Origin of the sequence: Sphingomonas sp. 28-62-11, assembly GCF_002278865.1 — a bacterium.
GTDB lineage: Bacteria > Pseudomonadota > Alphaproteobacteria > Sphingomonadales > Sphingomonadaceae > Sphingomonas.
The window spans coordinates 56,949-80,169 of sequence record NZ_NCGB01000014.1; the positions used below are offsets into that span (position 1 = coordinate 56,949).

The following is a 23,221-nucleotide window of genomic DNA, read 5'->3' on the forward strand; positions in this document are numbered from 1 at the left end:
GATGATCAAGACCCGCGCAGAGTCACCACGCTGGCTTGACTATTATGATGATCCGATACCGCAATTAGTCCAGCTTGTTTATCATAAGTGTGCTTACTATATGTACAGCATGCAAGATAATATCGGCTTCCTTACCAGCGATGTGTCGCGTCTGCTTCGTCGTCGGTTCGACGAGCGCGCGCGCCAGATTGGCGTCACGCGACCTCAATGGCGGACGCTCGCGATGCTGAACCGGAATGAGGGCATCAATCAGGGCAAGCTCGCTGAATTGCTTGAGGTCGAGCCGATCACGCTGTGCCGAATGGTCGATCGGCTAGAAGAAGCGGGTCATGTCGAGCGACGGCGCGACCCGAATGACCGCCGCGCTTGGCAGATCTATCTCACGCCGTCGGCACGGCCGCTGATCGATCGTCTGCACATCATCGCCGATGAGCTGTTTGCCCAGGCGCTCGACGGGATCGACGAGGATCGCCAGGCCGCATTTATCGCCACGCTCAATCATCTGCGCGCCAATCTGGCCGAAACCGATACTCCTCAAGAGGCACGTCATGGCTGAAGCCGATCCTGCGCAGAATTTCACCGCCGCCAGCGCGCCAGCAGTGCCAACCGGCGGCTTGGTAGCAACACGCAAATGGCGGCGCACGGCCGCGCTGATTGCCGTGCCGTTGATCATCTCGGCGATTGCTGGCTATGTCTGGCTGATGTCGGGCCGGTTCGTCGAAACCGACAATGCCTATGTCCAGCAGGAAAAGGTATCGGTTTCGGCCGATGTCGCCGGCCGGATCGTTGAGGTCGCGGTGAAGGAAAATCAGCGCGTCGCGGCAGGTGACCTGCTGTTCCGCATTGATCCTGCGCCGTATCATATTGCCGTTGAGCAGGCTGATGCGGCCATCGCCGCTGCCCAGGTGAATGTGGCCACGCTGCAATCGAGCTATCGCGGCACGGCCGCCGATATCCGTGCCGCCCGCGATCAGGTGCGCGCCGCAACCGAAGATTTCGATCGCCAGACGGCACTCATGGCGCAGGGTTTCACCACCCGTGCGCGCCTGCAACAGGCCGAACACGGCGTGCAGCAGGCCAATGCCGCGCTCGCCAATGCCATCGCGAATGCCGATGAAGCACGCGCCAAGCTGGCCACTGGCGCCGCCGTTCCCGGTGAAAGTCCCGCCATCGCCGCCGCTCGCGTTCAACGCGAAAAGGCGCAGCTCGATCTGGCGCGCACAGCCGTGTTCGCGCCGACAAGCGGCACGATCAGCCAGTCGGAACGGCTACAGGTCGGCCAGATGATGCTCAGCGGCTTGCCGGCGGTCAGCATCGTCGGCGGTGGCGGCAAGGCCTGGGTCGAAGCCAATTTCAAGGAAACCGATCTCAACCGGATGCGCGTTGGTCAGCCCGCCGAAATCAGTTTTGATGCCTATGGCGGGCTGAAGCTGAAGGGCCATGTCCAGTCGATCGGCGCGGGCACCGGCTCAGAGTTTTCGGTCCTCCCGGCGCAAAACGCGACCGGTAACTGGGTCAAAGTGACCCAGCGCGTGCCCGTACGAATCGCTATTGACGAAGCGAGCCCGCGCCAGCTGATTGCAGGGCTGAGCGTCAAGGTGACCGTCGACGTGCGCGGCAATGGCAAGCGCTAGCGCCAACGCGGCCGCGAGCATGCCCGCCAGTCCCGTCACGACAGCTGCCGACGAACCCGCGCTCCACACGCGTAACCGCGCGCTGCTGACCCTCGGGGTGATGGCGGCGACGATCATGCAGATCCTCGATTCGACGATCGCCAATGTGGCGCTGCCGAACATGCAGGCATCGCTTGGGGCCACGGCGGATACCGTTACCTGGGTGCTGACCAGCTATATCGTCGCCTCCGCCGTGGCGATCCCGGTGACTGGCTGGCTTGCCGACCGGATCGGATCTCGCAACCTGTTCCTGATCTCGGTGGTCGGCTTCGTGCTCGCCTCCATGCTGTGCGGCCTTGCGCAGACCCTGCCCGAGATGGTCGGTTTCCGGATCCTGCAGGGCATCGCCGCCGCCTTCATGAACCCCCTCAGCCAGACGGTGATGATGGACATCAACAAGCCCTCCCGACAGGCGGGGGCGATGGCGGTGTGGGGCATGGGCATCATGGTCGGCCCGGTACTGGGTCCAGTGATCGGTGGCTATCTGACGGATAATTATGACTGGCGCTGGGTGTTTTATGTGAACGTCCCCGTTGGCATCGCCTGTTTCGCGATCCTGTGGGCGCTCCTGCCCTCCCGCCCGATCACGGCGCGACGCTTTGACCTTTTTGGGTTCGCGCTGCTCGCCATCGCAATCGCAGCCTTTCAGGTGATGTGCGACCGGGGGCAATCGAATGACTGGTTCCAGTCCTGGGAGGTACTGATCGAGGGGCTGGTGTCGCTGACGGCGGCGATTATGTTCGTGATCCACATCGCGACCGCTGATCATCCGATGTTTGACCGCGATTTGCTCCGCAACCGCAACTTGATGACCGGGCTTGGCTTCATGCTCGTCGTGGGCGTGCTGATGATGGCGACGATGGCGCTGTTGCCGCCGATGTTGCAGGGGCTGTTCGGCTATCCGGTGCTCGATACGGGTATTTTGCTGATGCCGCGCGGTATTGGTATCGTCCTGAGCATGGCCGTGGCGGGCCAGGCGATCCAGCGCGGCATCGACCCCCGCATCTTGGTCAGCACCGGGCTGGTAATCGCGGCATGGTCGTTGTGGGATATGACGCAGTGGACGCTGGTGATGAATACGACGCCGTTCATCGTCGTCGGGTTCATCCAGGGGATCGGGCTGGGGCTGATCTTCATTCCGCTCAATCTTGCCGCCTTCGCGACGCTGCCCCCGCGCTATCGCACCGAAGCATCAAGCCTGATGAATCTTGCACGCAACATCGGCGCGTCGGTCGGCATCTCGATGGTCACCGCGCTGCTCGGGTACAACATCCAATCGGGCCATCAGGATATCGGCGCGAACCTGACCAGTTCGAGCCTGAGCGCCGTTGACCCAGCGATGAGTTCGATCCTCGGGCCAACCGGGCAATCGGTGATGATGCTGATGAACGCGGAGGTGAACCGCCAGGCGGCTATGATCGCCTATCTCGACGATTTCCGCCTGATGATGATCCTGACGCTGCTCGCGATCCCGCTCGTCCTGCTACTCAAGCGCCCGGTGACCAAGCTCGCGAAGGAAGATACGCGGCACGCGGCGTTTGACTAAAAAAGACCAGCTTTCTCTAAGCCGCGATCACAAATCTGCAGTTTGAAACCACAACGAGCTTTCCGGTCTCATTGACCTGTCGGCAGGCTATGCTGACCAGCTTGCCGCGTTGCAAACGCCAGTCATGTTGCACCTCTGCCTTAAGATGATCAGACGAAGAATCGCTCGAAAGAATGATCGTGTCGGTTGGCGTTCCCTGCCGAACCGACAATACGTTGCCTAATATCAAAATATCATGGGCCGACTTTGCTAGTTTTCCGCCGCCTTGAACATAACGGACAAAGCGGCTTGCCTCAACGCCGATGGGCCGCTCAACTTTCACCGAAATCGGTTGTTGTTGTTGATTTACCGCTGGAAGGAACGTCACTGCTGAAAAAAGGATCGCGAGCCTCAAAGTCATGGCATCACCCACAATTAATCACAAAAATTTATCCATAAATGCGTTAATTGTCAATTTCCTAAGATCGAGGGCATGAGTTTTGTCATTTAGATTTCGTATCGATCCCGATCTTCAATAATCAATCCCCGCTGATCTTCACCGGCCCCAGATCGCCCTGCCCCACCGTCGCGCTCGCCATCGCCAACATCGCATCGAGCGATTTCTTGGCGCGCAACCGCAGGCCTTCCTCGATTTCGATCCGCGGCTCCAGATCGCGCAGCGCGATGTACAGCTTCTCCATCGTATTCATCGCCATATACGGGCAGATGTTGCAGTTGCAGTTGCCGTCGGCGCCCGGCGCGCCGATGAAATTCTTGGTCGGATCGGCTTTTTCCATCTGGTGGATGATGTGCGGTTCAGTGGCGACGATCAGCGTGTCGCCGGGCATTGCCGCTGCAAAGGCGAGGATGCCGCTGGTCGATCCGACATAATCGGCATGATCGAGAATATAAGGCGGGCATTCGGGGTGCGCCGCCACCGGGGCACCGGGATGCTTCGCCTTCAGCTTGAGCAATTCGGTTTCGCTGAACGCTTCGTGGACGATGCACACGCCCGGCCAGAGCAGCATTTCCCGCCCGGTCTTGCGCGCGAGATAGCCGCCCAGATGCTTGTCGGGGCCGAAGATGATCTTCTGGTCGAGCGGGATCTGGCTGAGGATTTTTTCGGCTGATGACGAGGTGACGATGACGTCGCTCAGCGCCTTCACCTCGGTCGAGCAGTTTATGTACGTCAGCGCGATATGATCCGGATGCGCCGCGCGGAACGCCGCGAATTTGTCGGGCGGGCAACTATCTTCCAGGCTGCATCCCGCACGCAGATCGGGAAGGACGACGATCTTCTCGGGGCTTAAAATCTTGGCGGTATCGGCCATGAACTTCACGCCGCAGAATGCGATCACATCGGCATCGGTAGCCGCTGCCTTGCGGCTCAGATCAAGACTGTCGCCGACGAAATCGGCAATGTCCTGAATTTCGGGCCGCTGATAATAATGCGCGAGGATGACGGCGTTGCGATCCTTGCGCAGCCGATCGATCTCGTCGCGCAGATCGGTGCCCGTCGGGTTGCCGCCAATACCACCACGTGCGTCCATGTCTTTGCTCCCGCGTCGTTGGTGCCCACATGGCCCCGGCGGGGCGCAGGATCAACCCAATGGTGACGGCGGAAATGCCAGCGGCGCGATTGCCGCACCCGGCGTGCCGGCAGTGACGGCTTGATACAGCGAAAGGCCCATCGGGCTGAAGGCAATCGCTTCGGTCACCACTTCGGTCGCGATCATGCCGCCCAGCCCCCACCACCAGGCCGGATGCACCCGCCCGTCGCGCCACCAATCGGCAACGATGCCAATCACCGGCAACAACAGGACGACGGCAAAGGCGGATTGATAAGCATAGGGAATCAGCAATGGCATCGGCAGCAAGCGACCAACCCCCGGCCCGACCAGCAACGCCATGCCGCAATAATTCAGCCGTCGGTGCCAGCCGGTATCGGCACGCATGGATACGCCCGCGCCGATCAACGCGATACAGCCGATCAGCGACATCGGATCGAAGACCAGAAAATGCAGCGGCTGGAAAAAGAACGGCACGGTGCCGGCCTGCACGTTCATGACCGTAACGGCGGTGCCGAAATAGAGCATCAGGGCCAGCCACCCAAGCGCCAGCCAGCCGAGCCGCCGGTGGAGCGCCAGCGGCCCCTTGGTAGCGAGCCAGTTCTGCAGCACATAGATGACCATCCACCCCATGAAGATGATCGCATGGGCATGGACGATGATCGGTCGCTCAAACGACGAGCGCCCCATGACGATATTCAAGCTGAATCCCGCAATCAGCAGCCCAGCCATGACAAAGGCCATGGTTAGAAAAAAGCCGTCGTCGCTGCGTTGCCGCGGCTGCGGAAATGCCAAAGTCGCCATAATTGATGATCCCCCAATCCCAGTGATGAGGGTAGCAAAGTTCAGGGGCGTAATGAATAGCGGCGCGCTGCTAGCGCGCGTTGCCCATCACTTCTTCCAGCGAGCGCGATGTATCCCAGCGTTCGGTGCTCGGCAGGGCTTCGTCAGCAAAGCGCACGGTCACCTTGGCATCGATGCCGACCGCGCGGAGCGGCATCGCAAAGCTGCGTTCCACCGCGCGCCGGGTCGCGTCGCGCGCGAGCCCGAGCGGCACCGGATCACGCGCCTGCTTGATCAGTTCCTGCTGCCCGGCCGCGCGATTGGCGGCGTCGAGCGTCTTTTCCGCATCGGTGAAACGCGCGAGCAATCCGTTATCGCCATATTCGCGGATCTGGGTCAGGTCGATCTGGGGACCGTCAATCTCCACCGGCGGCAGAGTGACGGTGAGCGATTTGGTGCTTGCGTCCCAGGTCACGTCGCGTTCCTGCAACCGTGCGAGATCGACTTCATAACGCACCATGCCGGGCATGATCAGCGTCTTCTGCGTGCTGAACACGCCTTGCGTCTGCTTGGTCGTCACCACCGCCACGAACCGTGCGGCGAACGCCGACAGCCGGTTCTGTTCGCGCAGCCCCTGCAAGCTGGCATTGGCGACCGTTACCGCATCGGGATCGAGCTTGTTCTGGACGTAGCGGTTCAGGCCGTACAGCCCGCCCGCTGCGATCAGCACGAGAATGGCAATTGCCGCGAGAAACTGCAGAAAGCACCGCATCAGCCCACCTTCCACCAATGGTCATTTTCGACCGTTACCAGCCCGCGCCCCTGCAAATCGATCAGATGCGCAAGCACCGATCCCCCCGCCGCCCCGAAAAGCCGCCGGTCCACCCCCACATACATCCGCTCGACCAGATCGGGGATGGTGCCCACCCCCTCTTCAATCAGGCGCATGATCTGGGCTTCACGCTGGCGGCGATGGCCGAGGAAGCCGCGCACCTTTTGCGCGGGATTGGTGATGGGTTCGCCGTGCGCAGGATAATAGACTGCATCATCGCGCGCCTGCAGCTTGGCGAGGCTCGCCAAATAGGCCGTCATGTCGCCATCGGGCGGGGCAACCACGGTGGTCGACCAGCCCATCACGTGATCCCCTGAAAACAGGGCGCGGGCTTCGGGCAGGGCAAAGCAGAGATGGTTCGATGTGTGCCCGGGCGTTTCGACTGCAGTCAGCGTCCAACCCTCGCCCGTAACGGCATCACCCTCTGCCATCACCCGATTAGGCGCATAATCGGCATCGAACGCGGCATCCGCGCGCGGCCCTAGATTGTCGAGCACCAGCGGTGCGCAACCAACGATCGGTGCACCGGTCAGCGCCTGTAGCGGCCTGCTTCCGGGGCTGTGATCGTTATGGGTATGGGTGATGACGATCGCGGTGAGCGTGCGGCCGGCAATGCCCCGCATGATCGCATCGATATGCTCCGGATCGGCTGGACCGGGATCAATGACGGCAACATCTGTGGTGCCGACGATATGGGTCTGCGTACCGGTAAAAGTGAAAGGCGACGGATTCGGCGCCAGGACCCGCGACACGAGTGGCCCAATCGCGATGCAATCGCCGGTTGGAAGCGCGTCCATCGCTCTGAAATGGCGGTTTACGTCAATAAAGACAAGGCCCGGGATTGGTCCCACGCCGCCATACCCCCCACACAGTAATCCCGGCAGGCAAGGGGCACAGCCTGCCGGGATTCCGTCCGATGCCGAGGGGGCGTCGAATTCGGATGTTCGATCAGTTGACCTTAGCGAGATTGGCTTCGAGTTCGGCGATCGCCTCATCCATGGCCTTAAGGGCACTGGTCCGCGCTTCGCCGGTCAGATTCTTATTGGCGACCATCCCGGCCCGCGCATTGCGTACGCCTTCAAGCGCGCTGCGATAGGCGTTACGCTCGATATCGGGCATCCGGAACGCCATGCGCTCAGCATCGCGTTCGGCATTCCTGCCCATGCGTTCGGCCATCCTGCCCATCAGTTCAGCATGCACGGCATGATCGCGAGCGCGCATCGCCATTTTCTCAATGTGCCGTTCGCAAATGATGATCACGTGCTTACCGTCCGACTTCTGGGTCGAGACGATCTTGCCGTCCTTGTTTTTGCCATCGCTGCATTCCCCGGATGTGGACATCGCCGTCCAGGCACCAGCTTCAGGCGCCATCATGCGAATGCCATCCTTGTCGCGGAAAACGAACCTCATTTCGCGGTGCCCCTTCGGATTCTTCCCGGACTTGCCGACCTGGTCGAGCACGATCACCCGGGTACGTGATTCCGTCGCGGGAGGGGCCGGAGGCGCAGGCGGCGCTGGCATCGCCGTATCGGGAACACCCGGCACTGGCGGCGGTGGTGGCGGTGGTGGCAGATCAGCTGGCGCAGCGGCCGAAGGCGGCACGGGCACGGTCTGACCGGCCACTGCGGCGAGCGGCGTTAGCGTCGGCAGCGGTGCAGCCGCATCGGCAGCCATCCGATCGAGCTTGGCAAGTTCAACGCCGATTGTTGAATCGACCTTGCTGCGCAGCCGTTCGGCGGCCTGCGTGCCCGACGCGGTCAGCGCCAGCCCGGCCAGCGTTACCGCGCATACCGAAAGCGCGCCACCTGCAACCCGCAGCGGTGATTTCTTCGTTGTCGACAGCATCCTCAGTCTCCCTTTCAAATCGTTGATGGTGTGAAGGTGGCAGGCAGCCGAAACCGCACCGCCATGAGCGGATTTCACGATCGCGCGGCCATAGGCATGAGTGAAGGCGGCGTCGCGCCCTGCCAGAACGCGCGCATCGCACGCCATTTCCTGATCAGCGCGAAAGGCCCGGAACGCGCGCCACGCCAGCGGATTGAACCAGTGCAGCGCCAGCACAACCAGCGCCACCCAATTGGCGATCAAATCACCGCGCGCGTGATGGGTAAGCTCATGTGCGAGCGCAAGATCGCGTTCATCGGCATCGTATCGATCTTCAAAATCGCTCGGAAAAGCCACATATTTTCGCAGAATGCCAAAGGCTAGTGGGCCTGCAGCAGCGTCGCTCCGCAAAACCCGAATGTGGCCGGGCGAAACTTGGCGTGAACTTGCGAGAATGCGTCGGCAGAACCGCGAATGCGCAACTAGATGCCATAAGATGAAGGCGCTGGCGCCAGCAGCCCATAGAGCAACTAAAATCACCAAGAGCGATGGTCCCTGTGCCACCGGGGCCGCTGCCTGTCCGAGGCCAAGCGGCTCGATCACTAGCACTGTAAAACTTTCGCTCGCTTGCGTAATCGGCGGCGCTGCCGCCTTTTGCCACTCGGTCGGCATCGGCGGCAGGACGAGCCGGACGACCGGCAACAGCCACAGCGCATAAGCGATACCGGGACCAAAAGCCCGCCGCACCGGCCCGCGCATGATCAGCACGAGCAACATCAACGCCGCCGACGCCAGCAGTGATTCGATTGCCCAACTGATCATGATTTCAGATCCTTCAGCAACGCTTCGATCTCGGCGATGTCCTGCGCGCTTAGCGCGTCGCGCTCGGCGAGATGGGCGACAAGCGGCATCAGCTTGCCCCCGAACAGCCGATCCATCAGCCGCCGCGATTCCCCCGCGACATAATCTTCGCGCGCCACCAACGGGCGATAGAGATAGCGACGGCCATCCTCTTCATGCGCGATCACGTTTTTGGCGAGCAGCCGACCGAGCAATGTCTTGACAGTGTTGATGTTCCAGTCGCGGCCCGGTGCGATTCCTTCGGCCACATCCTGCGCGGAAAGCGGCGCACGATCCCACAACACTTCCATCACGGCATGCTCGGCATCGCTGATTCGTTCGGTCATCGCAAGCTCCCTTGATTACGCCTGTAATCGCATTGATTACAAATGTAGTCAAGAGTTGTGTCGATGTTTGGAACGCAGGCGTTTTGACCGAATGAGCCTGACTGGCAGATGAACGGAAAAAGTGTCGGGAATCGTTACAGTTGGGCTATGGTCGGGATGGTCGTTAACCATCGAATGGCTTGGCTTTTCGCGACTTTGCCGGCTTGGCACGCAAGCTGCTTTATCAGGATTACGCCGAGCGGTGACGCTTTAGCAGGGCGGATCGACAGCTGTTTTCCGGTATCGCGTCGATCCGCCCAACCCGGCCTCCCTTACGACATCGCCCGAATCAGGCGACCGGCACTGGCGCGGACAAGATTGTCGCGCGCGGCCTGCCGCCCGTGGTCCGGCGCATGGCAACGCTTTGCAACGCCTTGGGGTAGATATCCGTCAAAAGCCGTTCAAACGTGCGATCCCAACTGAACCGCGCCTCGACATGCGCGCGCGCCGCACGACCGATCGCCTCATGATCGTCATGCCAGATTGCCATCACATGTTCGGCCATCTTCTGGGTGTCGTCCACCGGCCCGAGCAGCCCGAGGCCGTCTGGCACCCGATCAATCATCGCGCCACTCGCAACGCCGACCACTGGCAGGCCAGATGCCTGCGCCTCGACAATCGAGATGCCGAATGTCTCGTCGGCCATCCCCGAAACATAGATATCCGACGATGCCAGCGCGCGCGCAAGCACATCGCGATCATGAACGAAGCCCATGAAATGGATTGGCAGATCGCGACTTTCCTCGGCAAGGCGCTCGCGCAGCTTGCCATCACCGATCAACACCATGGCGGCGCCCAGATCGTTGGGTAAGCGTCGGAACATATCGACCAGCCGGTCGGCGCGCTTTTCGTTATCTAGCCGACCCGCGTAAATCAGCAGCGGCCCATCGCCCGGCAGGCCAAGCTCGGCACGGAAACCGGGATCACGCTTGCTGGGATGGAAGGTATCGATGTCGACGCCAAGCTGCAGCACGCTGGTGCGCGGCACATTGTGCTTGGCGAGTACCGCGCACACTTCATCGCTCAACGTGTAGACCCAGTCGAATTCGCGATAGGTGATTTCGGCATAGCCGTAGGACAGCCAGCGAAAGCCCTTGCCGAGCGTCGTCCCGAACTTGGCCTGCGCGACCCGAAAAACATGGGCGTTCGGGAAATCGGTGCTGTAGGCGGCCACCAACGCCGTATCAGGATAAGCGCGACGATGATGGATCGCGGTCCATGGCAGCACCCAGGGGCACAGCGACTCGACCACATCGGGCCGATAGCGCGCCAGCAGTTCGCGCACGATTTTGGTGCGGAGGATAAAGCGGTAATTGGGGCTGCCCCGGACGGGATCGGCACCGACCTCGGCCCAGATATGCCGCCCGTTGACGACAACCTTGTCTTCCGGGCCGGGCACGATCTGCAGCAAGGTATGCGGCGTCTTGGCGAGAATATAGTCGCGCTTTTCCCGCAAATAGGTGCTCACACCGCCGCCGCCAGCGGGCGAATAGCTTTGAGTCAGGTCGCATATGAGTAGCGGCGCAGGGCCGCCGGCGGGTCCGCTTTGCAGATCGCCCTTATCCAGCAACATGTGCAGACCCCTCGATCGTTTCAGCTGGCGCTGACCAGCCCCTTGTCGGCAAACAACTGCGATAATTCGCCGCTGTCATACATTTCCATCATGATGTCGGAACCGCCGACAAACTCGCCCTTTACGTAGAGCTGCGGGATGGTCGGCCAGTCGGAAAATGCCTTGATACCCTGGCGCACGCCCTGATCCTGCAGCACATCGACGCTGCCGAATTCGACGTTCAAATGGTTGAGAATCGACACCGCGGTGCTGGAGAAGCCGCATTGCGGGAACAGCGGGCTGCCCTTCATGAACAGCAAAACGTCATTGCTCGCCACCATTTCGGCAATGCGGGCGTGAGTGTCATCAGTCATCGGTCGTTCCTTCTCAGGCAGGTCAGGCAGGCACGGCAGTGGTCAGCTTCAGCGCGTGGAGAACGCCTCCCATGCGCCCACCCAGCGCGGCATATACCGCCTGATGTTGTTTAATCCGTGGCAGACCGCGAAAACTTTCTGCGGTCACGACGGCAGCATAATGATCTCCGTCGCCCGCCAGATCGGTAATCTCAACCGCGGCATCGGGAATGGCTGCAAGGATCAGCTGTTCGATCTCGGCGGCGGGCATCGCCATGATTATTGCGCGTCCGACAATTGTTGACGGGCGACAATATGCTGCTCGGCCAGCGCAGCACGCACACCGGCATCGTCGACGGCAACGCCGGCAGCCGTCAGATCGCCCAGAATCTTGCGAATTACATCCTCGTCGCCAGCTTCCTGGAAATCAGACTGGACCACGGCTTTTACATAGGCTTCGGATTCTTCTGGCGTCAGCTTCATCAGCTGCGCGGCCCATTGGCCGACCAGCTTGTTGCGGCGCGCGACCACGCGGAAGGCGACATCTTCTTCAAGCGCGAAATGGTTTTCGGCAGCGCGTTCGCGGTCGTCAAAGGTTGTCATGCCGGGGCATTCCCTGTGATGGTGATCATGCGGCCCCAGATAGGGAAGCAGTCCCGCTAAAGCAACGCCCTGTGGCGTCCCAAACTATGCCGCTACGCGAACAACAAGCTTCCCGATCGCACCGCGCGCGGCCATTTTGGCGATCGCCTTGCCGCCATCCTCAAATGCGAACACATCCGTGACAAGCGGGTTGATCGCCCCTTCCTTCCACAGCCGGAACAAGCGCTCGACATGATCCTGGTTCGCCTTGGGATCGCGGGCGGCAAACGCGCCCCAGAACACCCCGCACACATCGCAGCTTTTCAGGAGCGTCAGGTTCAACGGCAACCGGGGAATGCCGGCAGGGAAACCGACGACCAGATACCGGCCCTCCCACGCGATCGACCGCAGCGCCGGTTCGGCATAATCGCCGCCAACCGGATCATAAATCACGTCCGCACCATTCGGTCCGAGCACTGCCTTGAACTGCTCCGCCAGCGCCCGCGACTGATCCTTGTCGAACGGCGCGCGGCCATAGATGATCGTCTCATCCGCGCCTGCCGCCTTGCACGCCGCTGCCTTGTCTGCGCTGGACACAGCCGCAATCACCCGTGCGCCAAATGCCTTGCCGAGTTCCACCGCTGCCAGCCCGACCCCGCCCGCCGCGCCGAGCACCAGCAATGTCTGCCCTTCGGCAAGATGCCCGCGATCGAGCAGCGCATGAATCGTGGTCGCATATGTCAGCAGCAACGCCGATCCCTCCTCGAAGCTGCGCCCCTCGGGCAGTCGATACAGCCGCACGGCATCGACCACGATCTTCTCGACCAGCCCGCCATGGCCAACAGTCGCCACAACGCGGTCGCCGGGCGCCCAATCAGTCACCCCTTCTCCCACGCTGTCGACGACACCAGCGATCTCACCGCCGGGCGCGAAGGGACGCGCGGGCTTGAACTGATATTTGTCCTCGATGATCAGCACATCGGGATAGTTGATCGAGCACGCCTTGACCGCGACCACGACCTGCCCTTTGCCTGCAACGGGATCGGGCAGCGTTTCGAGCGTCAGGGTGTCAGGGCCGCCAGTGGCGGTGGAAAGCAAGGCACGCATCGATCATCTCCCGCAAATCAGCCAGCTGGAGGATCGATCCCGATCCGCCCTCATCTATTGATGCGGTTTCCTTGCCAGCGACCGACCGGCTTCGTCCAGTTGCTTATTCGGCGGCGGCCGGAAAAGCGGGCAGCTTGGCGATGTCGCGCGGGTCATGCTGGATGATCACCGTCGCCTTAGTATTGCGGGCGAGCGCCTTGAACCGATCGAACGACGCCAACGTATCAGCACGGTTGGTGTTAAAGGTGGGCACGCCGTTTGAGGCGTAATTCTCCTGAAAATGCGCGAGATCGCCAGTCAGCATGAACGTCTTGCTACTGCCCAGCTTGACCAGCAGCGCGTGGTGCCCCGGCGTATGGCCGGGCGTGTCGATCATCGTAACGCTGCCATCGCCGAACACGTCACGATCACCGGTGACGGGCATCGATTTACCCGCGCCGCTGATCCAGGTCTTCAGCGCCGCCGGGTTCGCGCCAAAAGCAGGGGGCGTCGCGCTCAAGGCGTCAAGATCGCCCTTGCCGATCATCAGCGTCGCATCAGGAAAGGATTCGGCCTGGCCGACATGATCATAATGATAATGGCTGATGCCGATCATCGTGATTTGATCAGGCTTCACACCCAGTTCGCCGAGCTGTTCAACGATCGTCTTGGTAATCGTGGCACCGCCGGTTTTCGGATCGATCTTGGCGCCCTTCATCGATGCGGGCAGGCCCGTATCCCACAGCATATAGCGATCGCCGTTCTTGATCAGATAGCAACTTGCCGTCAGCGCCTTGCCCTGGCCGGGATAGGCGCGGGTATCCGAAAACAGGTTGAGATCGGGGATATAGGTCGATCCGCAATCGAGCCGCCACAGCTTGACCGAACCGGTCGGCTGGCCGCTGGCGGCATAGGCGCACACGCCGCTGAGGATGGTGCCCGCGACCAACAGAAACAATGCTCTTTTCACCCGATTTCCCCCGCGCTCAGACCGCCCGCGCGCGGCCCTCTTCTGGAGCCTTCACTGCGTATTCAAGCCTTACGCGCTTCGTGAATCGGGCGAAAGTGGGTCGTTTCGCCTCCGTCCAAAGAATCGGCGTCATCCTGACACAGTTTGGCGCGCGGCCTGCTGCTCCTTTGGACTGACATAGGCTGCATCATGCGCGATCGGCAGCGGACCATCGGCCGTCAGCGCATCGAGCACGCTGCCAAAATCGGTCGCAGCGCGAAAACCCAGAACGCGCTCGGCGTGCTCGGCGTCGTAAACCCGGTCGATTGTTGCGGGGAGCACCCAGCCCTTTTCGGCATAAAGTGCTGCCGCCTGCGGAAAATAGCGCGCGATCACCGCCGGGGCATCGGCCTTCAACGCGGCAACATCTTCGCGGGCGAACGGCGTGGGGGCCGACAGGATGAAGGTATCGAAGCCGATTGCCGGCGCCCTATCCAGCGCCACCAAATGCGCCATTGCCGCGTCCTCGACCGTCAGGCGGCGGTTGAGCAGTTCATTGGCCTTCAGATTTTCGCCCGATGGCTGTTTGTGCGTGTCATCGTCTTCGGGGAAAAACCGCCCGGTCCGCAGGACTAGGCACGCCAGACCGCGCTCCTGATGGAACAGCCGGCAGAGATGTTCCGCCGCCAATTTGGTGACACCATAAATGTTACGCGGCTCGAGCGGGGCCATCGTCTCGTCGATCCACACCGCCCGGTCACCCTCGGCCCGGCGGATCGCGTCGGAGATCATCAGCGATGTGGTCGAGGTGAAAACAAACCGGTCATGCCCCGCCGCCGATGCCGCTTCGAGCAGATTGAGCGTGCCGGTAACGTTCACATCAACAAAAGATTGCGTTGGGTACCGCGCGATATCAGGCTTGTGGAGCGCGGCGGCGTGGATGACCGCCTCGATCGATCGCTCGCTAAAGATCCGGTCGATCAGCGCCCGATCGGCGACCGTGCCGATTACATCGGTATCGGCACCGGGCGCGACATCCAGCCCCGTCACCTGATGCCCCGCCCCGCGCAACAACGGCGCGAGATAGCGCCCCAACCAGCCCGACGATCCGGTGAGCAGGACGCGCATCGATCTCAGCCGGTATAATGCGCGGTCGTTTTCGCGCGCACTTCATCCGCTGTCACACCCGGGGCGAGCTCGACCAGCTCGAACGGACTGGCATGATCGGGCCGGTGAAACACCGCCAGATCGGTGATGATCATGTCGATCACATTCTTGCCCGTCAGCGGCAAGGTGCAGGCCGGGATGAACTTGGGGTCGCCGTTTTTCGATGTGTGCTCCATCACCACGACGATGCGCTTGACGCCCGCGACCAGATCCATCGCCCCGCCCATGCCCTTGATCAGCTTGCCGGGGATCATCCAGTTGGCGATGTCACCGCCTTCGCTGACTTCCATCGCGCCCAGCACGGTCAGATCGATATGCCCGCCGCGAATCATCGCGAAACTGTCGGCACTGCTGAAATAGACCGATGACGGCAGCTCGCTGATCGTCTGTTTGCCCGCGTTGATCAGATCGGGATCGACCTGATCGGGATAAGGGAACGGCCCGATGCCGAGCATCCCATTCTCGCTCTGCAAGGTCACGTCCATGCCCGCCGGGATGTGGTTCGCCACCAGGGTCGGGATACCGATGCCCAGATTGACGTAAAACCCGTCCTGAAGCTCTTTCGCCGCCCGCGCGGCCATGTCGTCCCGTGTCCAGGCCATTATGCCGACTCCCGTTCGCGCGTGGTGACGAATTCGATCTTCTTGTCATAGGGCGCACCGAGGATCAGCCGGTTCACATAGATGCCAGCCAGATGCACCTGATCGGGGTCGAGCGACCCCACCGGCACGATCTCCTCGACTTCCGCCACGCAAACCTTGCCAGCGGTCGCCATCGGCTGATTGAAATTGCGCGCGGTCTTGCGGAAGATCAGGTTGCCCGCTTCGTCCGCTTTCCAACCTTTGATGATCGACAGGTCGGCGCGGATGCCGCGTTCGAGAATATATTCCTGTCCGTCGAACTCCATCACCGGCTTGCCCTCTGCCACCAGCGTGCCGACGCCGGTCTTGGTGTAGAAACCGGGAATGCCCGCGCCACCGGCCCGGCAGCGTTCGGCGAGCGTGCCCTGCGGCGAAAATTCCACCTCAAGCTCACCGCTCAGATATTGCCGCTCGAATTCCTTGTTCTCACCAACGTATGAGCTGATCATCTTCTTTACCTGCCGCGTGCGCAGCAGCTTGCCGAGCCCCTCGCCATCGATTCCGGCATTGTTGCTCGCGATCGTCAGATCCTTTGTGCCCGCATCGCGAATCGCATCGATCAGCCGTTCGGGAATGCCGCACAAGCCAAAGCCGCCAGCGCAAATCGTCATCCCGTCGAACAACACGCCTTCCAGCGCGGCGGCGGCATTGGGATAGAGCTTGTTCATGGGGTGGCTCCGCAAACGGGGTGGGGTCGGATGCCGCTTAGTCCCGGCGGCAAGCGCGGGTCAACGGCTAGACGGCAGCCCCAAACAGCAATCCCACCGCTGCGGTGATCGCCATCGCCAGCGCGCCCCAGAATGTCACCCTTATGGTGGCGCGCAGCACTGGTGCCCCGCCCGCCCGCGCGCCGACGACGCCCAGAACCGCTAGAAACAGGATCGAACCGATCCCCACACCCCAGGCCAAAACTGGCTGGGGCAGCACCAGCACCAGCAGCAACGGAAAGGCCGCGCCGACCATGAAACTCGCGGCAGACGCCAGAGCCGCCTGAATGGGCCTTGCCTCCAATTGCGCACTCAGACCGAGTTCGTCGCGGAGATGCGCCTTTAATGGATCGCGGGCGGTAAACTGCGCAGCCACGTCCGATGCCAATTTGCGCTCGAGCCCCCGCCCCATATAGATTCGCGTCAACTCCTCCAGCTCAGACTCCGGGTCTTCCGCTAGTTCGCGGGCTTCCTTTGCGCGATCTGCCTTTTCGGTATCGGCCTGTGAGCTGACCGACACATATTCCCCCGCTGCCATCGACATGGCGCCGGCCACCAGCGCCGCCACGCCCGTGAGCAGGATCGCCGCCGGGCTTTGGGCTGCAGCCGCCACGCCGATAATCAGGCTTGCGGTTGAGACGATCCCGTCATTCGCGCCAAGTACCGACGCGCGCAGCCACCCGATCCGCGATACGAGATGGCGTTCGGTATGTCGCGGCATGGCATCCCCTATCGGTAATATCTTGATGACGATCGCCACCACCACATTGATCGCCGTCAAAGCGCATGATGGGACATCGCCCTAAACTTTTTGAACCGCCGCCGACTCAACCGGCGAGCGTTGGCGACGACATTCATGTTCGAAAGGCACTCCGATGCGATCGATTCTTGTGTATGCCGATGGTGGTCCTGCCAATGAACTTCGGGTTCAGACCGCGCTCGATATTGCGCGTCTGACTGACGGCCATATTACATTGCATGTCAACACACCCGTCCAGCAATATATGGCGATGGATCCGTTTGGCGGCGCTTACCTCCTTACCGATGCCCTTGCCGAGGCTGACCGCAAGGAAACCGCGCTTATTGCCGCGCTCGCCGCAAAGCTCGGCGCTGAAAATGTCCCTTGGGATATGCAGACAAGCACGTGCTTTACCGCCGATGGATTGGCCGAAGCCGCCCTGTTGTCTGACCTTATCATTCTGTCGGCCAACCAGATCGAAGGCGAGGCCGACCCCTTTGCGGCAAAACTGGTGGGTGACGTCGTGCTTACGGCACGCCGCCCCGTACTCGCCGTGCCGGCGGGTACGAATCCGCTGTTCATCTGTGGCACGGCGATGATCGCATGGTCCGGAGGCCATGAGGCAGCCGATGCTCTCCGCGCTGCCATCCCGCTATTGGCCCACGCCAAAGCCGTCAAACTGGTGACCGTAGTCGACGATCCCACCTTCTTTCCGTCAACCGACGCTGCCCGTTATTTGTCGCGCCACGGTATTCATGCCGACGTGATCGAGCGGCCCCGCGACGCCCAAAATGTCGGCACTGCACTAGCAGCCGCCGCCGCCGCACTCGAAGCGGACTGGGTCGTGATGGGCGCCTACAGCCATAGCCGCCTTCGCGAGAACGTCTTTGGTGGGGTGACGCAACAATTTCTTGAGGTCGCCAGCTATCCGATGTTTTTGAGCCATTGATGCAGGCTCAGTTCAATAGGCGAGCGCCAATCCCGGTCGCTTCCAAGGCATCGTGATCAACTGACCCGTTCCCGATAGCGTGATGTATGCCGTCATCCGATCCGCGCCACCCCAACAGATATTGGTCGTGAACGGATCGGGCGTCGGCACGAATTCGATCAGTTCGCCCGCGGGGGAGATCACCGAGATGCCGCTCTCGCCGATCGTCGCGACACAGATATTGCCGCATTCCTCGACCCCGAGCGAATCGAAGAATTTATACCCGGCGGGGCGGTAAAGCGGCATCCCTGCCCCGCCGAGCCCGCCCGCCTGATCGACCTTGCCCGGCGCGGTGACCCGAAACGCCATCAGGCGGCACGTATAGGTTTCTGCCGCATAGAGCGTGTTGCCATCGGGCGAGAGGCCAATGCCATTGGGATTTTCGCTGGGGAACACGACTTCCTCGAGATGCGATCCGTCGGCTTTCGCGTAAAAAATGCCGGTCACATCGCGTTCGCGCGGCCGGGTTTTGCCGTGGTCCGTGAACCAGAAGCCGCCGTGATGATCGAAAACAATGTCGTTCGGCCCGCGCAACACGCAGCCAAAATCGCCATCCTTGTACAGAATCTCGACCGCGCCGGTGTCGATATCGATCCGCTCGATCCGTCCGCCCGAATAATCATCGGCCTGGCCGTGCGGAATCAGCAGGCCGTTCGGGTGCTCGACATAATTGAAGCCGCCATTGTTGCAGCAATAAAGCTTGCCATCCGGCCCCACCGCCAGCCCGTTCGGGCCACCACCCGGTGTCGCCAAGGATACCTTGCTGCCATCCGGGCGCACCCGCGTGATCCGCCCCGCCTCGATTTCGACCAGGATCACGCTGCCATCGGGCATCGCCACCGGGCCTTCGGGAAAGCGCAGTCCACTGGCCATCACGGTGAAATCGGTCATGGCATCTCCCCTCGTATTGATCGTTTTGTGGCCCTATCTGCGCTGCAACGACCATATCGCCAAGGAGAATTCCCGCATGTCCGCCAGCTATGACGCCGACCTTGCCTTGTTCGTCGATGGCGCATGGCGCGCGGGCGAGGGCCGCGAGACCCGACCGGTCGTGAACCCCGCAACCGGCGACGCGATCGCCGAAGTGCCACTGGCGTCCACCGCCGATCTCGATGCAGCGCTCGCCGCTGCCGAGCGCGGCTTCAAGATCTGGCGGGCAACCGATGCGGGCGCGCGCGCCGCCATTCTCCACAAGGCCGCCGACCTGATCCGCGCGCGTGCCGACGCAATCTCCACGCTGATGACGCGCGAACAAGGCAAGCCGATCGCGGAGGCGCGCGGTGAGGTGATCAGTTCAGCGCAGATGTTTGACTGGTTCGCTGAAGAAGCGCTGCGCCATTATGGCCGCGTGCTCGTGCGCCCGACCGGTCAGCGATCGATCGTCATCCAACAGCCGGTCGGCGTCGTCGCCGCGCTCTCGCCCTGGAATTTCCCGGTCTATCTGATGGCCAAGAAGCTCGCCCCCGCGCTTGCCGCCGGATGCGCCGTCATCTGCAAGCCGCCCGAGGAAACGCCGGGCTGCACCAGCGCGATCATGCGTTGCCTGGAGGATGCGGGGCTGCCCAAGGGCGTGGCGCAGCTGGTGTTCGGCGTGCCCGACACCGTCAGCCGCCACCTGATTGCCTCGCCCATCACCGCGAAAGTCAGCTTCACCGGGTCAGTGCCGGTCGGGCAGCATCTGCTCCGCCTTGCCGCCGATGGCGTGAAGCGGGCGACGATGGAACTCGGTGGCCATGCGCCGGTGCTGATCTTTGCTGATTGCGATCTGGAAAAGACGCTCGACATGGTCGTGCCGCAGAAATTCCGCAACGCCGGGCAGGTCTGCGTTTCGCCCACGCGCTTCTATGTCGAGGAAGCGATTTATGAGGATTTCCTGGCCGGGTTCGCCGCGCGCACCGCGCAGGTGCCGGTCGGCGACGGGCTCGATCCCGCCACCCGCATGGGGCCGCTCGCCAATGGTCGCCGCCCCGGTGCCATCGAACGCTTGGTCGACGACGCCAAGGCCAAGGGCGCGCGGACGATGGCTGGGGGCGAACGGATGGGCAATCAGGGGTTCTTCTTCCAACCAACTCTGCTTGCCGACGTTCCCAACGAGGCGGACATCATGTCGAACGAGCCTTTCGGTCCCGTCGCCGTCAGCCGATCGTTCAGGGATTTCGACGATGCGATCGAAAAAGCTAACCGTCTGCCTTACGGCCTTGCCGCCTTCGCTTTTACCGAGAATGGCCGCCGCGCGAACCTGCTCGGCGACGCGATTGAAGCGGGCATGGTGGGCATCAACAGCTTCGCAATCAGCGGGGCAGATACGCCCTTCGGCGGCGTGAAGTTGTCAGGCTTTGGCAGCGAGGGCGGTAGCGAGGGCTTTGAGAGTTACACGGTCACCAAGGCGATTCATCAGGCGTAGCGCATCGATCCGCCCATCGCTAAACCCCTGACCATGAGCACCAAACGCACCGGCGGCCGCATTCTTGTCGATAACCTGATCGCGCAAGGGTGCGACCGCATCTTTCAGGTACCGGGCGAGAGTTTCCTCGCGGTACTCGATGCGCTACACGACTCGCCCGAGATCGACGTCGTGACGTGCCGGCAGGAAGGTGGCGCGGCCTTTATGGCCTGTGCCGATGGCACGCTGACCCAGCGCCCCGGCATCTGTTTCGTCACGCGCGGGCCGGGCGCGACCAATGCGAGCATCGGCGTGCACGTCGCGATGCAGGATAGTCAGCCGATGATTCTGTTCATCGGGGATGTTGATCGCGGGATGCGCGACCGTGAGGGCTTTCAGGAAGTCGATTTCCCGGCGATGTTTGCGCCCTTGTGCAAATGGGCGACCCGGATTGAGGACGCGCGCCGCATCCCCGAATATATTGCCCGCGCTTTCAATGTTGCGACGAGCGGTCGACCCGGCCCGGTGGTGATCGCGCTGCCCGAGGATATGCTGTGCGACATGGTCGAGGCGGTGGATCGTCCCGCCGTCACCCGGCATCCCTCGGCGCTCGATCCCTATGATTATAGCGATCTGCTTGACCAGCTCGTCGCCGCCAAGAGCCCGGTGACGATTATCGGCGGCGCGGTTTGGGACAAGCGGACTGCGGGGGCGTTCGATCATTTCGCGCAGAACTGGGGCATTCCGGTCGCGGGCGCCTTTCGACGCCAGGATGCCATTTCCAATGCATCGCCTGTTTGGGCAGGCAACCTTGGCTATGGACCGAACCCCAAGCTCGTCGAGCGGATCAAGGCAGCCGATCTGCTGCTGGTGATTGGCGCGCGGCTGGGTGAGGCGACAACCGACGGCTACACGCTGATTACGCCCGATCATCCCGGCCAGAAGCTGATCCATGTCCACCCCGATCCGGCTGAGTTGAACCGCGTCTACCGCGCTGACACAGCGATTGCCGCGCCGGTTTTCAATTTCGCTGATATGCTCGCCCGGGCGGAGGCGCCGGCATGGCCGCGATCCGATGGCGCCGAGGCACACGAGCAGTGGCTCGACTGGTCGACCCCCAAACCGCGCGACAATGTTACTCTCGATCTCGGTCCCTGCGTCGCAGCGATGCGTGAGCGGCTTCACCCCGAAGCGACGATCATCTGCAACGGCGCCGGTAATTTCTCCGGCTGGTGGCACCGTTATTGGCATTATGGCAGCCCCGGCACGCAGCTTGCTCCCACCGCGGGTGCGATGGGCTATGGCGTCCCCGCCGCTGTCGCAGGCGCGCTGCGCTGCGCCGACAAGACCGTTGTCGCCGTTGCTGGCGACGGCGATTTCCTGATGAACGGGCAGGAACTCGCAACCGCGATCCAGCACGGCGCTAACATGCTCGTCATCATCGTCGACAATGGCGGGTACGGTACGATCCGCATGCACCAGGAGCGCGAATATCCCGCTCGCCTGAGCGGTACAGAACTCCACAACCCCGATTTTGCCCTGCTGGCCAAGGCCTATGGGGCGTGGTCAGAAACGGTCGAGACCACTGCGCAATTCGCCCCCGCGCTCGACCGCGCGCTTGCGCAACCCGGCGTCAAGCTGCTGCATGTCAAAACCGATATCGAAGTGATCACCAATGGCACCACGATCAGTGCGATCAGGCAGCGCTGATCCACACCGTCGACATGCAGTCTGCAACGATCTTTAGTGCACCCAGCCTGATCGGCGCCAGCTGTTGGGGGTATCGGCGATGAACTGCCGCATCGCCTGCGCCGCCCATTCTGCATCCAGCCCGATCGCACGCGCATAGCTGCTGGCAAAACCAACGGCGTATAATGGCGCGGTAAACTGGTCGAGCCGCCCTTCTTCAAGGGCCGACAGATAGACGGCGCGAATGCGGGTGCGTTCGGAGACAGCCTCGATCGACAAGTTCGCCGCGAGCCGCGCAGCGCGAAGCTTTACGCCCAACGCACAATGTCTGATTTCCTGGAACTGTTCGGGCGCAAAGGGAAGAACGGGCACGAATGAAATCGAATCATCGTCAACGATATCACTCACTGCACTTGCCCCCCCAGACCGTGAATAACAACGAGAGCGGCAAGTTTTCAGAGCTCGCAAGCCCCCAAATACCTAATTTGGGCTAGCGCGAATTTTCGATCGATATTTGAGATCGATACCCGAACCATCATCGCACTTTCGCGATCGTAACGCCACGCTTACGACCGGATTTCTGCGCATGTGAGCCGCGAACACACCAACGAAAATCACCCTTCAGCCCGATTCGCGATAGATCGCCACGACAATCAGGGTGCTGCAAAGCAAGTCGGCCGCCCCGGGGATCCGGGACGGCCGATCGTCTTCAGTACATTAAAGGCAGGCTAGCGCCCGATCAGATATCGTCGCCAAGCGCGCCCTTGATCTTGCCGGCGGTCTGCTGGGCCTTGCCCTTCAGTTCCTGCGCCTTGCCATCGGCCTGCGTCTCGGGATCATTGCTGTTCTGCTTGATCTTGCCGATCGCTTCGTTGACATTGCCTTTGATCTTGTCGGTGAGTTCACCCATGACACATGCTCCTTCACGCGCCGGTCGTCCGGACAATCCGGGTT

Annotated in this window: 26 protein-coding genes; 6 read left to right on the forward strand and 20 right to left on the reverse strand. The window is 61.7% G+C overall.

All coding sequences use genetic code 11. The annotated features are described in order from the left end of the window. The first annotated feature begins 109 nt into the window (after nucleotides 1–109). From B7Y49_RS06290 to B7Y49_RS06300, 3 genes are read left to right on the forward strand one after another with little or no spacing between them, the layout of a single operon-like run. Nucleotides 110–556, forward strand: coding sequence for a MarR family winged helix-turn-helix transcriptional regulator (locus B7Y49_RS06290; RefSeq protein WP_374126725.1), 447 nt, complete (start codon nucleotides 110–112; stop codon nucleotides 554–556). Continuing rightward, nucleotides 549–1,634 (forward strand): HlyD family secretion protein, encoded by a 1,086-nt coding sequence (locus B7Y49_RS06295; RefSeq protein WP_374126726.1) that lies wholly within the window; start codon nucleotides 549–551, stop codon nucleotides 1,632–1,634. Before B7Y49_RS06290 ends, B7Y49_RS06295 begins: the two co-directional genes overlap by 8 nt. A 19-nt stretch (nucleotides 1,635–1,653) precedes the next feature. After that, nucleotides 1,654–3,219, forward strand: a complete 1,566-nt coding sequence (locus B7Y49_RS06300; protein WP_374126727.1) for a DHA2 family efflux MFS transporter permease subunit — start codon at nucleotides 1,654–1,656, stop codon at nucleotides 3,217–3,219. 16 nt (nucleotides 3,220–3,235) lie between these two features. Here B7Y49_RS06300 and B7Y49_RS06305 read toward each other — a convergent pair whose 3' ends face one another. The 17 genes from B7Y49_RS06305 to B7Y49_RS06385 form a co-directional block, all read right to left on the reverse strand. After that, nucleotides 3,236–3,619, reverse strand: coding sequence for a hypothetical protein (locus B7Y49_RS06305; RefSeq protein WP_374126728.1), 384 nt, complete (start codon nucleotides 3,617–3,619; stop codon nucleotides 3,236–3,238). Nucleotides 3,620–3,737: 118 nt separating this feature from the next. Next, nucleotides 3,738–4,748 carry a quinolinate synthase gene (gene nadA / locus B7Y49_RS06310; RefSeq protein WP_374126729.1) on the reverse strand — a complete coding sequence of 337 codons (1,011 nt, stop codon included), beginning with the start codon at nucleotides 4,746–4,748 and terminating at the stop codon, nucleotides 3,738–3,740. Nucleotides 4,749–4,799: 51 nt separating this feature from the next. Then, nucleotides 4,800–5,498 (reverse strand): hypothetical protein, encoded by a 699-nt coding sequence (locus tag B7Y49_RS06315; RefSeq protein ID WP_374126730.1) that lies wholly within the window; start codon nucleotides 5,496–5,498, stop codon nucleotides 4,800–4,802. A 142-nt stretch (nucleotides 5,499–5,640) separates the two neighbouring features. Continuing rightward, nucleotides 5,641–6,321 carry a DUF4230 domain-containing protein gene (locus B7Y49_RS06320; protein WP_374126731.1) on the reverse strand — a complete coding sequence of 227 codons (681 nt, stop codon included), beginning with the start codon at nucleotides 6,319–6,321 and terminating at the stop codon, nucleotides 5,641–5,643. Further along, nucleotides 6,321–7,178, reverse strand: a complete 858-nt coding sequence (locus B7Y49_RS06325) for an MBL fold metallo-hydrolase (RefSeq protein ID WP_374126732.1) — start codon at nucleotides 7,176–7,178, stop codon at nucleotides 6,321–6,323. The genes B7Y49_RS06320 and B7Y49_RS06325 overlap by 1 nt, the downstream gene beginning before the upstream one ends. Before the next feature lie 151 nt (nucleotides 7,179–7,329). Beyond that, on the reverse strand, nucleotides 7,330–9,027 hold the full coding sequence (locus B7Y49_RS06330; protein WP_374126733.1) for a M56 family metallopeptidase: 1,698 nt from the start codon (nucleotides 9,025–9,027) through the stop codon (nucleotides 7,330–7,332). Then, nucleotides 9,024–9,392 (reverse strand): BlaI/MecI/CopY family transcriptional regulator, encoded by a 369-nt coding sequence (locus B7Y49_RS06335; RefSeq protein ID WP_374126734.1) that lies wholly within the window; start codon nucleotides 9,390–9,392, stop codon nucleotides 9,024–9,026. The genes B7Y49_RS06330 and B7Y49_RS06335 overlap by 4 nt, the downstream gene beginning before the upstream one ends. Nucleotides 9,393–9,720: 328 nt before the next feature. Further along, on the reverse strand, nucleotides 9,721–11,004 hold the full coding sequence (locus B7Y49_RS06340; RefSeq protein ID WP_374126735.1) for a glycosyltransferase: 1,284 nt from the start codon (nucleotides 11,002–11,004) through the stop codon (nucleotides 9,721–9,723). A gap of 20 nt (nucleotides 11,005–11,024) precedes the next feature. Beyond that, complete coding sequence (grxD, locus tag B7Y49_RS06345) at nucleotides 11,025–11,357, reverse strand: glutaredoxin (RefSeq protein WP_374126736.1); 333 nt, start codon at nucleotides 11,355–11,357, stop codon at nucleotides 11,025–11,027. A 22-nt stretch (nucleotides 11,358–11,379) separates the two neighbouring features. Beyond that, nucleotides 11,380–11,613: a BolA/IbaG family iron-sulfur metabolism protein gene (locus B7Y49_RS06350; protein ID WP_374126737.1), complete on the reverse strand. Its 234-nt coding sequence runs from the start codon at nucleotides 11,611–11,613 to the stop codon at nucleotides 11,380–11,382. A 2-nt stretch (nucleotides 11,614–11,615) separates the two neighbouring features. Continuing rightward, nucleotides 11,616–11,939, reverse strand: coding sequence for a DUF1476 domain-containing protein (locus tag B7Y49_RS06355; protein WP_374126738.1), 324 nt, complete (start codon nucleotides 11,937–11,939; stop codon nucleotides 11,616–11,618). Nucleotides 11,940–12,023: 84 nt separating this feature from the next. Further along, entirely contained in the window at nucleotides 12,024–13,025 is a 1,002-nt protein-coding gene (locus tag B7Y49_RS06360; protein WP_374126739.1) for an NADPH:quinone oxidoreductase family protein, read from the reverse strand. 103 nt (nucleotides 13,026–13,128) lie between these two features. Then, nucleotides 13,129–13,974, reverse strand: coding sequence for an N-acyl homoserine lactonase family protein (locus tag B7Y49_RS06365; protein WP_374126740.1), 846 nt, complete (start codon nucleotides 13,972–13,974; stop codon nucleotides 13,129–13,131). A gap of 129 nt (nucleotides 13,975–14,103) precedes the next feature. Beyond that, a complete protein-coding gene (locus B7Y49_RS06370) occupies nucleotides 14,104–15,081 on the reverse strand; it encodes an NAD(P)-dependent oxidoreductase (protein ID WP_374126741.1) in 978 nt (325 codons plus the stop codon). A gap of 5 nt (nucleotides 15,082–15,086) precedes the next feature. After that, entirely contained in the window at nucleotides 15,087–15,722 is a 636-nt protein-coding gene (locus B7Y49_RS06375; RefSeq protein WP_374126742.1) for a CoA transferase subunit B, read from the reverse strand. Continuing rightward, the gene (locus tag B7Y49_RS06380; RefSeq protein ID WP_374126743.1) at nucleotides 15,722–16,429 is read right to left on the reverse strand and encodes a CoA transferase subunit A; all 708 of its coding nucleotides are present in this window, start codon (nucleotides 16,427–16,429) and stop codon (nucleotides 15,722–15,724) included. Before B7Y49_RS06380 ends, B7Y49_RS06375 begins: the two co-directional genes overlap by 1 nt. Nucleotides 16,430–16,496: 67 nt before the next feature. After that, nucleotides 16,497–17,189, reverse strand: coding sequence for a VIT family protein (locus B7Y49_RS06385; protein ID WP_374126749.1), 693 nt, complete (start codon nucleotides 17,187–17,189; stop codon nucleotides 16,497–16,499). 154 nt (nucleotides 17,190–17,343) lie between these two features. On the opposite strand from B7Y49_RS06385, the gene B7Y49_RS06390 reads away from it, so the two are divergent. Continuing rightward, nucleotides 17,344–18,156, forward strand: a complete 813-nt coding sequence (locus tag B7Y49_RS06390; protein WP_374126744.1) for a universal stress protein — start codon at nucleotides 17,344–17,346, stop codon at nucleotides 18,154–18,156. 12 nt (nucleotides 18,157–18,168) lie between these two features. Here B7Y49_RS06390 and B7Y49_RS06395 read toward each other — a convergent pair whose 3' ends face one another. Further along, complete coding sequence (locus tag B7Y49_RS06395; protein ID WP_374126745.1) at nucleotides 18,169–19,086, reverse strand: SMP-30/gluconolactonase/LRE family protein; 918 nt, start codon at nucleotides 19,084–19,086, stop codon at nucleotides 18,169–18,171. 76 nt (nucleotides 19,087–19,162) lie between these two features. Between B7Y49_RS06395 and B7Y49_RS06400 the strand changes: the two genes are divergently transcribed. After that, nucleotides 19,163–20,599, forward strand: a complete 1,437-nt coding sequence (locus B7Y49_RS06400; protein ID WP_374126750.1) for an NAD-dependent succinate-semialdehyde dehydrogenase — start codon at nucleotides 19,163–19,165, stop codon at nucleotides 20,597–20,599. Between the two features lie 33 nt (nucleotides 20,600–20,632). Further along, complete coding sequence (locus B7Y49_RS06405; protein ID WP_374126746.1) at nucleotides 20,633–22,288, forward strand: thiamine pyrophosphate-binding protein; 1,656 nt, start codon at nucleotides 20,633–20,635, stop codon at nucleotides 22,286–22,288. A 33-nt stretch (nucleotides 22,289–22,321) separates the two neighbouring features. On the opposite strand, the gene B7Y49_RS06410 is transcribed toward B7Y49_RS06405, so the two are convergent. Continuing rightward, nucleotides 22,322–22,675, reverse strand: coding sequence for a helix-turn-helix domain-containing protein (locus tag B7Y49_RS06410; RefSeq protein WP_374126747.1), 354 nt, complete (start codon nucleotides 22,673–22,675; stop codon nucleotides 22,322–22,324). Between the two features lie 331 nt (nucleotides 22,676–23,006). After that, nucleotides 23,007–23,177 carry a CsbD family protein gene (locus B7Y49_RS06415; protein WP_374126751.1) on the reverse strand — a complete coding sequence of 57 codons (171 nt, stop codon included), beginning with the start codon at nucleotides 23,175–23,177 and terminating at the stop codon, nucleotides 23,007–23,009. Nucleotides 23,178–23,221 lie beyond the last annotated feature (44 nt).